16 protein-coding genes are annotated in these 14,076 nt (G+C 44.9%); 7 read left to right on the top strand and 9 right to left on the bottom strand.

Features of this window, described 5'->3' with window-relative positions:
• Nucleotides 1-177: 177 nt before the first annotated feature.
• On the top strand, nucleotides 178-723 hold the full coding sequence (locus CKO50_RS20615) for a gamma carbonic anhydrase family protein (RefSeq protein WP_095729684.1): 546 nt from the start codon (nucleotides 178-180) through the stop codon (nucleotides 721-723).
• Here the strand turns inward: CKO50_RS20615 and CKO50_RS20620 are convergent.
• Both CKO50_RS20620 and aroE read right to left on the bottom strand, forming a co-directional pair.
• Entirely contained in the window at nucleotides 709-942 is a 234-nt protein-coding gene (locus tag CKO50_RS20620) for a DUF1488 family protein (RefSeq protein WP_095729685.1), read from the bottom strand. The genes CKO50_RS20615 and CKO50_RS20620 overlap by 15 nt on opposite strands.
• A 2-nt stretch (nucleotides 943-944) precedes the next feature.
• A complete protein-coding gene (gene aroE / locus CKO50_RS20625) occupies nucleotides 945-1,757 on the bottom strand; it encodes a shikimate dehydrogenase (protein WP_095729686.1) in 813 nt (270 codons plus the stop codon).
• A gap of 29 nt (nucleotides 1,758-1,786) precedes the next feature.
• Between aroE and CKO50_RS20630 the strand changes: the two genes are divergently transcribed.
• Both CKO50_RS20630 and CKO50_RS20635 read left to right on the top strand, forming a co-directional pair.
• Nucleotides 1,787-2,236, top strand: coding sequence for a group II truncated hemoglobin (locus CKO50_RS20630; protein ID WP_095729687.1), 450 nt, complete (start codon nucleotides 1,787-1,789; stop codon nucleotides 2,234-2,236).
• Between the two features lie 105 nt (nucleotides 2,237-2,341).
• On the top strand, nucleotides 2,342-3,949 hold the full coding sequence (locus CKO50_RS20635; protein WP_095729688.1) for a methyl-accepting chemotaxis protein: 1,608 nt from the start codon (nucleotides 2,342-2,344) through the stop codon (nucleotides 3,947-3,949).
• A 48-nt stretch (nucleotides 3,950-3,997) separates the two neighbouring features.
• Here the strand turns inward: CKO50_RS20635 and hemF are convergent, their stop codons facing one another.
• From hemF to CKO50_RS20665, 6 genes are all read right to left on the bottom strand, one after another.
• Entirely contained in the window at nucleotides 3,998-4,909 is a 912-nt protein-coding gene (hemF, locus tag CKO50_RS20640; protein WP_095729689.1) for an oxygen-dependent coproporphyrinogen oxidase, read from the bottom strand.
• An 8-nt stretch (nucleotides 4,910-4,917) separates the two neighbouring features.
• Nucleotides 4,918-5,496, bottom strand: a complete 579-nt coding sequence (locus CKO50_RS20645; RefSeq protein WP_095729690.1) for an L-threonylcarbamoyladenylate synthase — start codon at nucleotides 5,494-5,496, stop codon at nucleotides 4,918-4,920.
• Nucleotides 5,493-6,059, bottom strand: a complete 567-nt coding sequence (locus CKO50_RS20650; RefSeq protein ID WP_095729691.1) for a type I DNA topoisomerase — start codon at nucleotides 6,057-6,059, stop codon at nucleotides 5,493-5,495. Before CKO50_RS20650 ends, CKO50_RS20645 begins: the two co-directional genes overlap by 4 nt.
• A gap of 199 nt (nucleotides 6,060-6,258) precedes the next feature.
• Nucleotides 6,259-6,732, bottom strand: a complete 474-nt coding sequence (locus CKO50_RS20655; RefSeq protein ID WP_095729692.1) for a DUF494 family protein — start codon at nucleotides 6,730-6,732, stop codon at nucleotides 6,259-6,261.
• A gap of 4 nt (nucleotides 6,733-6,736) precedes the next feature.
• Nucleotides 6,737-7,819 (bottom strand): DNA-processing protein DprA, encoded by a 1,083-nt coding sequence (gene dprA / locus CKO50_RS20660; protein WP_095729693.1) that lies wholly within the window; start codon nucleotides 7,817-7,819, stop codon nucleotides 6,737-6,739.
• 47 nt (nucleotides 7,820-7,866) lie between these two features.
• Nucleotides 7,867-9,006, bottom strand: a complete 1,140-nt coding sequence (locus tag CKO50_RS20665) for a LysM peptidoglycan-binding domain-containing protein (protein WP_095729694.1) — start codon at nucleotides 9,004-9,006, stop codon at nucleotides 7,867-7,869.
• Between the two features lie 127 nt (nucleotides 9,007-9,133).
• On the opposite strand from CKO50_RS20665, the gene def reads away from it, so the two are divergent.
• Genes def through trkA form a run of 4 tightly spaced genes read left to right on the top strand, consistent with a single transcriptional unit; the run spans nucleotide 9,134 to nucleotide 13,306 of the window.
• On the top strand, nucleotides 9,134-9,646 hold the full coding sequence (gene def, locus CKO50_RS20670; RefSeq protein WP_095729695.1) for a peptide deformylase: 513 nt from the start codon (nucleotides 9,134-9,136) through the stop codon (nucleotides 9,644-9,646).
• A 33-nt stretch (nucleotides 9,647-9,679) separates the two neighbouring features.
• Entirely contained in the window at nucleotides 9,680-10,627 is a 948-nt protein-coding gene (fmt, locus tag CKO50_RS20675) for a methionyl-tRNA formyltransferase (RefSeq protein WP_095729696.1), read from the top strand.
• Complete coding sequence (gene rsmB / locus CKO50_RS20680) at nucleotides 10,624-11,907, top strand: 16S rRNA (cytosine(967)-C(5))-methyltransferase RsmB (RefSeq protein WP_095729697.1); 1,284 nt, start codon at nucleotides 10,624-10,626, stop codon at nucleotides 11,905-11,907. The genes fmt and rsmB overlap by 4 nt, the downstream gene beginning before the upstream one ends.
• A 22-nt stretch (nucleotides 11,908-11,929) precedes the next feature.
• A complete protein-coding gene (gene trkA / locus CKO50_RS20685) occupies nucleotides 11,930-13,306 on the top strand; it encodes a Trk system potassium transporter TrkA (protein WP_017218519.1) in 1,377 nt (458 codons plus the stop codon).
• A 13-nt stretch (nucleotides 13,307-13,319) separates the two neighbouring features.
• Here the strand turns inward: trkA and CKO50_RS20690 are convergent, their stop codons facing one another.
• Nucleotides 13,320-14,003, bottom strand: a complete 684-nt coding sequence (locus CKO50_RS20690) for a flagellar brake protein (protein ID WP_095729698.1) — start codon at nucleotides 14,001-14,003, stop codon at nucleotides 13,320-13,322.
• Nucleotides 14,004-14,076: the final 73 nt, after the last annotated feature.

Consider the following 14,076-nt stretch of genomic DNA (forward strand, 5'->3'; position numbering starts at 1 on the left):
TAGGGCGATCCGATTTTAGTGCAACCCTTTTTTTAAAGAAAATTGCGAAAAAACGTTTGTTCGAGCAAAAATAAAGCGAAACGCTTATTTTTGACACTTCTGCTTATCTTTTTGCAGTTTTTTCGTACTAGAGTTTTACAATTCAACATTCTACACTAGTGACACAAGACACGAGAGATGAGTAATCTAGACATGCTTAGAAGTTATAAAGGTAAATCCCCGCGCTTGGCACAAGGCGTTTATATTGATGAATCATCCGTTTTGGTCGGTGATATAGAAATTGGCGAAGACAGCAGTGTTTGGCCATTGGTTGCAGCCAGAGGCGATGTGAACTATATCAAGATAGGTAAACGAACTAATGTTCAAGACGGCAGCGTACTGCATTTAACAAGAAAGAGCGCTTCAGTACCTGACGGTTACCCGCTTATTATTGGTGATGATGTGACTGTTGGTCATAAAGTCATGTTGCATGGTTGCAAACTTGGTAATCGTATTCTTGTGGGTATGGGTGCAATTATTATGGATAACGTCACCGTAGGAGATGACGTTATCATTGGTGGTGGTGCACTTGTCCCGCCTAATAAAAGCCTTGAGTCCGGCTTTCTATATGTCGGTAGTCCGGTAAAACAAGCCAGACCCCTCACCGAACAAGAGCTACAATTTTTAAAAGTGTCCGCCCAAAATTACGTGGAACTGAAAAATGAATATTTAGAGGAAAGCTAAGCTTATCTCTCCCGCCTCATTAAATGCTTCATCCTCTATTAATTGCTCAGCCTGCATTTCATAATCGAATTGGTGCTGAGCAAAGTGCGCTATTGCGGCTTCCTGCTCAAGCTCGGTTGCAATTTTACAGCGGATCAGCTGACCACTGGCCATCGCCGTAAACGTTAATTCTCCCTGTTGATAACTGATGTCATCATTAAACAGTATTGCTTGGTTCATATTTACCTTCTAATAAGCCTAAATGTTTCGGACGTATCAGGCCTCACCCCTCGCCATTGGTAAAACGCTTCTGCGGCCTGCTCAACTAACATACCTATGCCATCTATCAATTGCGTTTGTTGATTGTGTTGCGCCACCCAGTCTAAGAAACTTGTTCGCTGGTCGCTGTAGAACATATCGTAGGCAACTAAGCTGAATGTAATAACAGTAGGGCTAACGTCTGGTACTTGCCCTGTGATGCTCGATGAGGTGGAGTTAATCACAATATCGAAACCGATGTCGGGGGTATTGTTTAAGCCACACCCTGTAACCTCTCCATACGAGGCAAATTGCTTTGCTAGTTGCAATGCCTTTGACTCAGTACGGTTGGTCACGACGATCCGTTTTGCTCCGGCCTGAAGGAGCGGATAGATACAGCCTTTGGCTGCACCACCGGCACCAATCAATAGTACGGTAGCCCCCTCAAGTTTAGTTTGGTGTTTCACGAGATCTCGTACAAGACCTGCACCATCAGTATTATCGCCTGTAATACTGCCATCTTGCTGTTTGATTAGGGTATTGACGGCACCAGCGAGCCTAGCTCGTTCGGTGAGGGTATCTGCAAAGGCAAATGCCTGCTCTTTAAAAGGTAAAGTCACATTCGCACCACAACCACCTTGGGCAAAAAATGTCGATGCAGTTTGAATAAAGGCATCTTCTGGTGCCAAAATAGCCTCGTATTCTAATTGCTGCTGGCATTGCTGTGCGAATTGCGCATGGATTGCTGGCGATTTAGAATGTTTTATCGGATTACCGAATACCGCGTATTTGTCCATCGTTATAAGAGCGCCTTGAAAGAGTCATTATGAAGCAGTTAATTAAACGTATCTTTAATAAAGATGCAACCGTAGAACAAACAAATAGTGCCCCCACTCCAGAAAAAACACCTTATGAAATCATTGGTGGAGAACAAGGCGCCCGCGATCTTGCCAACCGCTTTTACGATATTATGGCAACTGATCTCTATGCAAAGCCGCTTTACGATATGCATCCACAACCATTAGACAGGATCAGACAGGTATTTTTTGAATTTCTTTCTGGTTGGTTAGGTGGCCCAGATCTTTTTGCAGAGAAATATGGCCATCCACGTTTAAGAATGCGCCATATGCCCTTTCCTATCGACCAAGATTTACGGGATCAATGGATGCACTGTATGAATAAAGCATTAGACTTAGAGGTAGGAAATCCATTATTAAGAGAAGGATTAAGGCAGTCCCTCGCTCAACTTGCGACACATATGATTAATCAAGAATAAAACTAAAGTATTAGTTGATTAAAATTACACGGCTATTTTGCGCTAGGTCAAACCCCGTTCTTGAGTAGAGATGCATAATTACTGTTCTAATTATGAACAGGTGCGATGCGTGTGAAATCTATTCAACATAAAATTTATGCGTTACTGGCAGTGACGGGTGTCCTCGTTTTGATTGCCAGTATCCTCAGTAGTAGCAGTCAACAAAAGACTCTTGCTGAAGAAACAGTTGAAAGTAACATTAGGTTACTAGCCGATAATTACTTTGACTCTATCAATACTATGATGCTGACAGGCACCATGGCAAACCGTGAAATTTTGAGTGACAAAATTCGCAATCACCCTAATATCGAAGATGCTCACATTATCCGCTCCGAGCAAGTTAATAAGCTTTACGGTCCTGGTAATGCAAATCAAGCACCTAACTCTGAAGCTGAGTTTGATGCGTTGAATGGGAAAGAAACCTTAGTTATAGAACAGCGCGATGGTAGTCGTATCATGACTTACTTAAAGCCAATGATAGCCAAGGAGGACTATAAAGGAACCAACTGCTTGGGTTGTCATCAGGCACAGGAAGGCGATGTGCTCGGTGTTGTGCGGATCAGCTACTCTTTGGATGATATTGATAATACGGTACACACTAATACATGGTTTAGCACTGCGCTTCTCTCAGCTATCTTTATTACCACCTTTGTAATTTTAGGCGTACTTTTCAGGAAGCTCTTTATAGTACGACTAAAAACACTAGGCCGAACCATGCGTCTCGCAACAACGAATAAGGACCTATCATTACGAATAGACGACCAAGTCGATGACGAGCTTGGACGCTTGGCGATCAACTTCAATAAAATGATGGATAGCTTTAAAGACAATATTGCGCAGTTATCCAACTCTTCGAAAATACTTATTCACTCAGCAGAATCTATATATGCTTCAGCAGAAACTACCGAGCTGGCCATTCAAGAGCAAAAACAAGGGACGGACTCTGTTGCTGCCGCGATTAATGAGCTTGAAAGCTCTTCAAGTGAAGTAAAAAATACCACCCACTTTGCATCAGAAAAGTCGGACAGCAGCAATCACCTCGCAGAGGAAAGCATGGCTGTTGCTAATCATACTGAGCAAAGTATCAACCAATTAGCACAAGATGTAAGGCAAGCTGCAGAACAAGTTTCTCAGCTTCAAGCACAAACACTAGAAGTGGGTAAAGTACTCGAAGTGATCAGTAGTATCGCGGAGCAAACCAATCTCTTAGCGCTCAATGCAGCAATAGAGGCCGCGCGCGCCGGGGAAGCAGGAAGAGGGTTTGCGGTTGTTGCGGACGAAGTCAGAACACTTGCGACACGAACACATGACTCAACCGATGAAATCAAACGTACTATCGATAAGCTACAGTCCGAGGCACAGCAAACCGTGGCAGCAATGAGTGCTTCTTGCGAAGAAGCAGATGACCGCGCACATCAGGTCAAGAAAGTGGCACAAGCGCTTAAAGACATCTCGACACAGATGCACGAAATTAATGCCTTAAACCTGCAAATTGCCGATGCCACTGAGCAGCAAAACCTGGCCGCTGAAGAAATCAATCGTAGCGTAGTGGCGATTAGCGATAATGCTGAGCGCTCGCTAGTTGATGCCCATGGCTCTAAACAGATCAGTGAAGAGTTGCTCACCCTTGCGCGCGATTTGGATGAGCAAGTGCGCGGATTTAAATTAAACTAAGTGAACCGCTAAAAGCAAAAAAGGAGCCTCGGCTCCTTTTTTACTCTATTACATCGCCAGCCAATTCTTTGGCGTAAGATAATTATACAGCTCAGCTTCTTTCGATCCTGGCTCTGGCTGGAAGTCATACTCCCAGCGTGCCAATGGTGGCATCGACATTAAAATAGACTCGGTACGTCCACCCGTTTGTAGACCAAACAATGTGCCTCGATCCCATACCAGATTAAATTCAACGTAACGGCCTCGGCGATATAGCTGGAATTGACGCTCCTGTTCGCTATACGGTGTATCTTTGCGCTTTTCAATGATAGGCAGATAAGCATCAAGGAAGCCATCGCCAACCGCTTGCATAAACGCAAAACTCTTTTCAAAGCCCCATTGATTTAAGTCATCAAAGAATAACCCACCCACACCTCGAGTCTCATCTCGATGTTTTAAATAGAAATATTCATCACACCACTTTTTGTAGTCACCGTATACCGCGTCACCAAATGGTGCACACAAATCCTTTGCAACTTGGTGCCAGTGCTTCACATCATCAAGAAACGGATAAAATGGGGTTAAATCAAAACCGCCACCAAACCACCAAATCGGCTCTTCACCTTCTTTCTCAGCAATGAAAAAACGCACATTGGCGTGGCTAGTTGGAATATTGGGATTTTTCGGGTGGATCACTAAAGATACCCCGCAGGCATGGAAGCTTCTGCCTGCTAACTCTGGACGGTGTGCCGTCGCTGAGGCTGGCATGGAAGCGCCAAAAACATGTGAATAGTTTACCCCGCCTTGCTCAATAACATCGCCATTACGGATCACGCGAGTGCGACCGCCACCACCTTCAGCACGCTCCCAGGCATCTTCAACAAACTGAGCGTTACCATCGGCAGCCTCTAAGCCTTGGCAGATATTATCTTGTAGTTGTAATAAAAAGGCTTTTACGGTCTCTAGGTTTATTTTACTCATGGTACTTTTTATCCTCGGATCACTTGGCCAGTCATTGCATTTTTAATGACGCTTGGGGTCGTATTACCGCCTAACTCCCCTTCAACATAATAGCCAACTTGCGAGCCAAACTGGCTACATGCTTCCGACAACGAAACAACTGGAGTTTGACCCGTTACATTGGCACTGGTAGATACAATCGGCTTACCAAAGCGTTGACATAACTGCTTTACAATGGGGTGGCTAGTAACACGAATAGCGATAGTGTCGTGTCCCCCAGTTAACCAATGCGGCGTACTGGCTTTCGCTGGCAATAACCAAGTAATGGCGCCTGGCCATGACGAAAAAATATCAGCGCGCTTATCCATCGGGATTTTATTGTCATCCACGTAAGGCAAACATTGACCATAATTGTCGGCGATTAAGATTAACCCTTTTTCTATGGGTCGAGATTTTATTGTTAGTAACTTAGTGACCGCACCTTGGTTATCAGGATCACAACCTAAACCATAAATGGCTTCCGTTGGATAACAGATCACTTCGCCAGCTTGAAGTGCTGACTCAGGCGTTGTTATTGTCGCAGCATCCGCTTTATTGTCATTACTCACGGTATTTCCACTATCTTTTGACATGATTTCTGCGGGCATTGTAGCACAGCTTTACCCGCTCGGGTTTTCTCCACCAGCACGGGCCAATGACACTCAGGGCAGCTCTGCTCTACAGGCTTGGCGTTCAAGGTATATTTACAGCTTGGATAAGTGTCACAACTATAAAAGTGTTTACCAAACTTATTTTTACGCTGAATTAGGTTGCCTTTTTGGCATTTTGGACACGCTGGTAACGCCGCTGTGGGTGGCGCATCTTCATGACCAATATAGTGGCAATCAGGATACCCAGTACAGCCAATAAACATGCCATAGCGGCCATTTTTGATCACTAGATCTTTGCCACATTCAGGACAAGCCACATCTTCTAGTACTTTAATTACATGGCTATCATGATGTGCGAGTGGGCGAATATAATCACAAGTAGGGTAGCTAGTGCAGCCAATAAATGGACCATTTTTACTGTTTTTGATTACCAGCTCAGAGCCACATTCTGGGCATACTTCATACTCTTTTTCTAATGCATGTTTGTCTGCATTAAATAATGCATGGTCTATTTTACTCATCGCTTTACCACCGCCCCCTTGTGCAAGTATGCGCCTAATATAATAGCCTCGTTTTTAGGGTCAAGGAAATGATGGAAATTCCCCCTTACAAGTATTTGATATCAGTATTTTCAACTAAGCAGGAAACATTATTTGAAAGGCGGTAAGCTGAGCTCAAGACCTCAACTTACCGAAGGAAACTTATTATGCTAGGGCAGAGTTAATGAACTACAGATGCAGGCTCGGTAAAAATCAGATCTTCCATCTGCGCATAAGCATGTTCTTTACCCGGCACATTAAATAGCACCATTAGTATCACCCACTTTAAATCATCTAGGCTGATATAGGTTTTATCCAACGCGAATAAGCGATCCATCACCATTTCTCTGGTGGTACTGTCAATCACTCCGACTTGTTCCACAAACATTAAAAAGCCACGGCTCTCAACGTCTAGCATATTGCATTCGCTATCGGTGTAGATCCGTGTCGCATGGTCCGGTTTAGCATTTAAATAGGGGGTTTCGTCACTGTGTTGTAAATCTGCAAGTTGCTCAAGCCAATCAAGTGCTTTGTATATTTCGCCTTGATTGAAGCCGGCGCGAAGGAGTTCATCGGTGAGTTCGTTTTGTTCGACAAAGATTTCTGCCTCACTGTGAATATAGTTCTCAAATAAATACATTAAAATATCAAACATCTTCTTAACCCCTCGCGAGTTTTATGTAGCCGTCGAGTACACGCTCTACTTTATCTTCGAGTTCTAGGTCCAATAGTCTGGCAATCACCTGCTCTACTGGCCACTGGGTCCTTTGCGTTAAAGTGTCGACTGACGTCACCTCAAAGCCAAGGTTTTCTAATACGGGACATTGCTCCTCTTTTTGCTCCCCTATTTCTATACTATATAGACTGTTTTCACAAAAAAAGCTCACTTCTTCCAAAATATCCTCAATATTTTCGGTGAGTTTTGCCCCTTGCTTAATCAAGTAATGACAACCGCTACTTAATCGATTTTTAATTGAGCCTGGGATCGCAAACACTTCTTTATTTTGCTCCAGTGCATAGCGTGCGGTGATCAGCGAGCCACTTTTTACTTCGGCTTCAACCAACAAAACACCCAAAGATAAGCCCGAGATTATGCGATTACGCCGCGGAAAGTGATTACTATTTGCTTGAGTGTTTGGTAAGAACTCACTCACCACCAAACCACGCTGTACGATGTCTTCATAAAGCCGTTGATGGCGTTTGGGATAAACAACATCAACACCTGTCCCTAGCACGGCAATAGTTCCTCCTTGAACATCAAGTGCACCTTGGTGCGCTGCGCCATCAATCCCTCTAGCCATACCCGACGTCACCACCAACCCCGAGCGACTTAAGCCCTGTGCAAATTCATGTGCAAGCCCAAGCCCAGTTCTCGTTGAACTGCGACTACCGACAACCGCAATTTGTGGTTGTTTTAATAACGCAATATTCCCTCTGCAAAAGAGCACTAAGGGAGGGTTACAGATCTCTTTTAGTTGCTCAGGGTACTCAGGAGAAAACAAAGATACAACATGAATTTGCTGACATTGACAGTAAGCCAATATGTGCTCGATACGAGACCAATCTGTGCTCGCTAAGTTGGCAGCAACATTTTCTTGTAGCCCAAGCTGACAAAGCTCAACCTGACTTAATGTAAATAATTGCGTAAGGGGGACTTGATTAAGTAATGCGGTGATGGTTTTGATACCCAGTCCTTGGCACAGGGTTAATGCCAAAGCTTGAGCTTGTTCAGTTTGTTTCATACTCTCTCCTTGAGCTTACAGACTCACTCAAGGAGAATTATTACCACCTAGTTTTTGGTGGCTTCCTTGAATGCTTGTACATAATCACCAACGCGGATCGGCTCTGACGTTTCAACAACCATTGCGTAGCTTAAATCTTCGTAGACTTTAAAGATCATCACTTCACCGACTTTTTCTTTTGGCATGTGCCATACCACGCTATCGTCGTCGTTTTCCTCACCAAACCAAGATCCCATTTCGGTGATCATTTTGTCGAGTCGTGATGCGTCTTCAATATAACGCGGACCGTGCTGGCTTTCTATAACTGTAGGCGACTGCCTTATAATATCAAGAACATGTCCCTCTTTTAACTGAGCTTTACTGCCCACATCAAGCACCACAACACTCATGGTACTAAACTCTCTGAGTTTATTATCGCTAGCAATAATACGTCCCGAGGTTTGCTGTTTTGGGCGTGATATTGAGAATTGTGCTGGATAGCTTTGTCCCGTGGAAATGGGCAGCACAATATCGCCGGCTCTAACTTCTTGCTTTGCAACTTCTAACTGTAGCTTTGCCGGACGCCCAGCAGCCAGATCACCTTGCTCGACCACATGACCCGTACCAACCAGCACTGCTTCCATACCTAGTTGCTGTTGACTATCCAACTCTCGGTATATTTCACCGCGACGATAGATGGCATAGTGCCCGCCTTTGACTAAATCACCTTTAATATATAGAAGATGACCCGGAGTCGCATTTTTAATATTACGGTTAGCCCCGAGAACAATTGGGCTATCAGAAAACTCCGATTCAGAAAGTGCCTGCTCGAACCGCAAAAAAGGTTCCATGATAGGTAGCGGTAAGGTAGGAATGGCTGCCGCTTTTAGGTTAACAATACGCGTATGCGGCGACAGCTTCTTCACACCCTTGTCTAGCACCAGCATCGGATTACCATTTTCGTCGTAGAGTAATTTAAGACTGTCCCCTGGATAAATCAGATCAGGATTTTGAATACTAGGGTTCCACTGCCATAGTTGCTTCCATTTCCATGGCGAACGTAAATACATTTTTGAAATATCCCACAAGGTATCGCCTTTTTTCACCACATAGTGCTGTGGTGCATCTGCTTTTACAGCCAAAGTGTCCGCTTTCACAGAGAAAACTGAGCAGCTAGCGAGTATTAATGCAGCAATCGGATATTTCATGATGGCTTCCTTGTGGTTATTTTTGGTTATTATCCACCAAAACCTGTTAAAGGGGAACTTGAATGGCTAAAATAAGACCATACACTAGCTTACAACAGCTTACACGATAAATTGATTTAGGGTAATCATGGCTATATTAGAAGTTTTAAAGTTTCCAGACGAGCGTTTACGCACTGTTGCACAGCCTGTAGCAGAGATAAATGACGAAGTACGTCAAATAGTTAAAGACATGCTGGAAACAATGTATGATGAAAATGGTATCGGCCTTGCGGCTACGCAAGTTGATATTCATCAGCGTATCGTTGTCATTGACATTTCTGAAGAGCGCAACGAACCGCGCGTCTTAATCAACCCAGAAATAACTAAGCGTGATGGTTCTACTGTGAGCGAAGAAGGCTGCTTATCTGTACCATATTCATATGCAAAAGTTGATCGCGCTGAAACCGTCACAGTGAAGGCAACAAACGAACATGGTGAAACATATGAGTTAGATGCTGATGGTCTACTTGCCGTTTGTATTCAACACGAACTAGACCACTTAGTTGGCAAGCTATTTATCGATTATCTATCGCCACTAAAGCGTAACCGTATTCGTAAGAAGCTTGAAAAAGAAGCAAAGCTCGCTGCAAAGCAAGCTTAACCAATGTCTAACTAACTGACTTTAGGATATTTCGTGAGTAATCCTTTGCGTATCGTTTTCGCAGGCACGCCTGACTTTGCAGCCCGCCACCTTGACGCTCTTATACAATCACAACATGACGTCGTGGCAGTATACTGCCCGCCCGACCGCCCAGCAGGACGCGGGAAAAAACTCAAAGCATGTGAAGTAAAAGTGCTAGCTCAAGAGCATGATCTTCCAGTATTGCAGCCGCAATCTCTCAAAACACCAGAAGCACAAGCAGAGCTTGCGGCGCTTGAAGCCGATGTAATGATTGTTGTTGCTTATGGTGTACTTCTTCCGCAAGCCATTTTAGATACGCCTCGGCTAGGTTGTCTAAATGTGCATGGTTCGATCTTACCAAGATGGCGAGGAGCCGCTCCAATCCAGCGCGCAATTTGGGCTGGAGACAGTGAAACCGGTGTAACGATAATGCAAATGGACGAAGGTCTAGATACTGGCGATATGCTACATATTGCTCGCAGCCCTATCACCGCAACAGATACGAGTGCCGATTTATACAACAAGCTTGCAGAACTCGGCCCCGATGCGCTTATCGATACACTAGCACGCTTGTCTGCTGGCGAGATCACGCCAGAAAAGCAAGACGATACGCTAGCGAATTATGCTAAGAAGTTGCGCAAAGAAGAAGCCGACATTGACTGGCAGATGGAGGCTGCGCAAATTGAACGTAACATCCGCGCATTTAATCCATGGCCGGTTTGCTTTACCAATATGGCGGGTAACAGCGTCAAGATTTGGCAAGCCAAGGTAGTGGACGAACAAGGAGCTTCAGGACATGTACTACGTGCGGATAAGCACGGTATCGTAATTGCTTGTGGCACACAGGCATTAGAGATCCACACTCTGCAACCTCAAGGGAAGAAGCCCATGTCTGCACAAGACTTTTTAAATGGTCGAGCCGACTGGGTAGCTATTGGCGCTAAGGTTGGTGAAGCGTGAGTAATGTTCGCGCACTCGCTGCCCAAACCCTATTTCAAGTCGTCGATAAAGGCGCGTCGTTAAGTGCTCAATTACCACTTGCCACCAGCCAGTTAGACGGTAAAGACAGAGCTTTGCTACAGCAGATTTGCTACGGCGTATTAAGATACTTGCCTTCGCTTGAACATTATTGCCAGCAATTACTTGAACAACCGCTTAAAGGTAAACGCCGTGTTTTCCAATTTTTGCTGTATGTGGGTATTTACCAACTACAGCATATGCGCGTGCCAGCTCATGCTGCAGTAGCCGAAACTGTAAACGCACTTACGCCACTAAGAGCGCCCGGCATGAAAGGCTTGGTTAATGCGATTTTACGTAACTTCCAGCGTCATCAAGTCGAACTAGAAACTAGTGCTTCCGAAATCCCAGCGTGCTTATACAACCACCCAGGCTGGTTTATTAATCAACTAAAAGCGGCTTACCCAACTCAATGGCAAGCTATTTTAGAAGCAAATCAACAACAAGCACCAATGTGGCTGCGTGTTAATCAATCGCAATTCTCTACTGCCGAGTATGCAGCTTTGCTAGACCAAGAAGGGGTAGCCTATCAGCTTCATAGCGAATACCCTGACGGGATCTTGCTTGATAGCCCAATCGACGTTTACGCACTACCACAATTTGCTGCAGGCGCTTGCTCAGTGCAAGACGCCGCTGCCCAAAAAGCCGCGAGATTATTAGCACCACAAGCGGGTGAAAATATCCTTGATGCTTGTGCTGCCCCAGGCGGTAAGACTTGCCATATTTTGGAGTTAGCAGACGCCAAAGTGACTGCAATTGACGCTGATGGCGCGCGCTTAGCACGTGTAGAGCAAAACCTTGAGCGGATCGGATTGTCGGCCAAATGCCTTGAGGGCGATGCAAGTGACCCCGAAGCATGGTGGAATGGCGAGCAATATGATCGCATCTTATTGGATGTACCTTGCTCTGCAACTGGCGTTATTAGAAGACACCCGGACATCAAATGGCTAAGACGTGCTTCTGATATTGATAACTTGGTGACGTTACAGGCACAAATTATTGATAAAATCTGGCCATTGCTTAAGCCCGGTGGCACACTAGTTTATGCTACCTGCTCGGTACTGCCACAAGAGAATCAGCAACAGATCGCACGTTTTCTTTCTGTGACCCCTGATGCGACACTTGTATCTTTGCATGATACAGACACACAAACACAACCAGGCTTGCAGCTATTACCCGGATTAAGCGATGGGTTTTACTACGCAAAGTTGACAAAACAATAATAGAAAATCGACCGTAACCAATATGAAAATCATCATCTTAGGCGCCGGCCAAGTCGGCGGGACACTGGCAGAAAACCTCGTCGGTGAAGAAAACGAAATTACCGTTGTCGACATCGATGGCGAGCGCTTAAGAGAGCTGCAAGACAAATACGATCTACAGGGAGTCACTGGCCACAGCGCTCACCCTGAGATCTTACGTCAAGCAGGTGCTGAAGACGCCGACATGATAATCGCCGTAACCAGCTCGGATGAAGTCAATATGATTGCGTGTCAGGTTGCCTATAGTATTTTCAATACGCCGACCAAAATTGCTCGGATCCGCTCTGAGCAATACTTAAAGTACAAAGAAAAACTGTTTCATAATGACGACCTACCAGTCGACCATTACATCGCACCAGAACAGCTAGTAACGCAATACATTCGCAGATTAATAGATTATCCTGGCGCTTTGCAGGTGCTGCAATTTGCTGAGGGCATGCTGTCACTCGTGGCAGTTAAGGCTTATTACGGCGGTTTACTCGTTGGCTATGCACTTTCTGCATTAAAAGAGCATATTCCAAACGTCGACACCCGCGTTGCTGCTATTTATCGTCAAGGCAAAGCCATCAAACCACTCGGCACCACCGTAATTGAAGCCGATGATGAAGTCTTCTTTATCGCCGCAACCAAGCATATTCGTGCGGTCATGAACGAGCTACAAAAGCTCGAGCGCTCTTACAAGAAAATTATGATTGCCGGTGGCGGTAACATAGGTGCGGGACTCGCCAGTTCATTAGACAAGAACCACAGCGTCAAACTTATTGAGCGCAATCAAGCTCGTGCCACGCAGTTGTCTGAAACGCTCGATAATACGGTGGTTTTTTGTGGCGATGCCTCAGACCAAGAGCTGCTATCAGAAGAACATATAGAGCAAGTAGACGTGTTCATCGCAGTAACGAACGACGACGAAGCCAACATTATGGCTGCGATGCTTGCAAAGCGTATGGGTGTACAAAAAACCATGGCGCTTATTCAACGTGGTGCCTATGTTGACCTTGTGCAAGGCGGTGACATTGATATTGCTATCTCACCACAACAAGCGACTATCTCAGCACTACTTACACACGTGCGCCGCGGTGATATCGTTAACGTTTATTCATTGCGTAAAGGTGCAGCAGAAGCCATTGAAGCTGTCGCACATGGCGATGAGAACACCTCTAAGGTTGTCGGCCGTGCAATTCGAGATATTAAATTACCGCCGGGCGCGACTATCGGCGCCATTGTCCGTGATGAAGATGTATTGATCGCACATGACGATACTATAATTCTCTCTGGCGACCATGTGATCATGTTCCTGATCGATAAAAAGCAAATCGGTGTTGTAGAAAAACTCTTCCAAGTAAGCGCTTTATTTGTTTAAAGCGCCATATTCGCTAAGTCTCTTGTTGATCTTGAAAAATAGACAAATCGATTAGATAGTCCTTTAATACGCTGCGGATTATGTCCGGAGCTGAGGTTAAATGAATACCTAGAGAGACAATTTGCTCATGACTTTTTATACGCCGAATATCCCCTTCTAGCGAGATCTGATTCCCTTCTTTACCTTCGATAAACACTTCGCACTTTAAACCTTCTTCCATATGCTCAGCATCAATCGACGTTAAATCTAGCTGTAACCCAGCAAGTGAGATGTCCTTTATTACCCCAACATCTTTGCTGCCATGACAGTGAAACTTTGCGGGAATTAAGGTTGGCACCCGGTTTTGTGAACGGAGTTTGTAGGTTTGTACCTTTTCTGGCAAATAGAGAAAAATAAGCCGCGCGGGATGGACTGAAACCGCTTTTATCTGCGATTTGAATGCAATGACTTGGCCATCGCTATTTTCGAGCAAAGCCCGAACGATAACCGAAGTCCCTTCCATTACAAAGTCCAGCGCCGCGCCTAATCGCTTAGGGTTGGGATGGTTAAGAATTAAAAACGCCCCTTGTAGCATACCGACATATTCTGTTTTTATTCTTTTACTATTTGCCGGTAAACAAATTTCTAAATCAACAATACTTCCAGCGCTGATTGCGGTGAGCAAAGTTTCTTGCCCAACCTCTTGAGTTTTTAACATGGCTCCAACCCTTCCTGAGTTCACTCTACTACTTTTTTATTGTAGCAGTTTTAGCGGAAGGCCATTTAAAACT

The organism is Pseudoalteromonas sp. HM-SA03 (genome assembly GCF_002289345.1).
In the GTDB taxonomy this organism is placed as follows: domain Bacteria; phylum Pseudomonadota; class Gammaproteobacteria; order Enterobacterales; family Alteromonadaceae; genus Pseudoalteromonas.

What these genes read in the sequence shown, in the direction of transcription:
- CKO50_RS20615 (WP_095729684.1), top strand. Translation starts at nt 178, where the DNA reads ATGAGTAATCTAGACATGCTTAGAAGTTATAAAGGTAAATCCCCGCGC.
- CKO50_RS20620 (WP_095729685.1), bottom strand. Translation starts at nt 942, where the DNA reads ATGAACCAAGCAATACTGTTTAATGATGACATCAGTTATCAACAGGGA.
- aroE (WP_095729686.1), bottom strand. Translation starts at nt 1,757, where the DNA reads ATGGACAAATACGCGGTATTCGGTAATCCGATAAAACATTCTAAATCG.
- CKO50_RS20630 (WP_095729687.1), top strand. Translation starts at nt 1,787, where the DNA reads ATGAAGCAGTTAATTAAACGTATCTTTAATAAAGATGCAACCGTAGAA.
- CKO50_RS20635 (WP_095729688.1), top strand. Translation starts at nt 2,342, where the DNA reads ATGCGTGTGAAATCTATTCAACATAAAATTTATGCGTTACTGGCAGTG.
- hemF (WP_095729689.1), bottom strand. Translation starts at nt 4,909, where the DNA reads ATGAGTAAAATAAACCTAGAGACCGTAAAAGCCTTTTTATTACAACTA.
- CKO50_RS20650 (WP_095729691.1), bottom strand. Translation starts at nt 6,059, where the DNA reads ATGAGTAAAATAGACCATGCATTATTTAATGCAGACAAACATGCATTA.
- CKO50_RS20655 (WP_095729692.1), bottom strand. Translation starts at nt 6,732, where the DNA reads ATGTTTGATATTTTAATGTATTTATTTGAGAACTATATTCACAGTGAG.
- dprA (WP_095729693.1), bottom strand. Translation starts at nt 7,819, where the DNA reads ATGAAACAAACTGAACAAGCTCAAGCTTTGGCATTAACCCTGTGCCAA.
- CKO50_RS20665 (WP_095729694.1), bottom strand. Translation starts at nt 9,006, where the DNA reads ATGAAATATCCGATTGCTGCATTAATACTCGCTAGCTGCTCAGTTTTC.
- def (WP_095729695.1), top strand. Translation starts at nt 9,134, where the DNA reads ATGGCTATATTAGAAGTTTTAAAGTTTCCAGACGAGCGTTTACGCACT.
- trkA (WP_017218519.1), top strand. Translation starts at nt 11,930, where the DNA reads ATGAAAATCATCATCTTAGGCGCCGGCCAAGTCGGCGGGACACTGGCA.
- CKO50_RS20690 (WP_095729698.1), bottom strand. Translation starts at nt 14,003, where the DNA reads ATGTTAAAAACTCAAGAGGTTGGGCAAGAAACTTTGCTCACCGCAATC.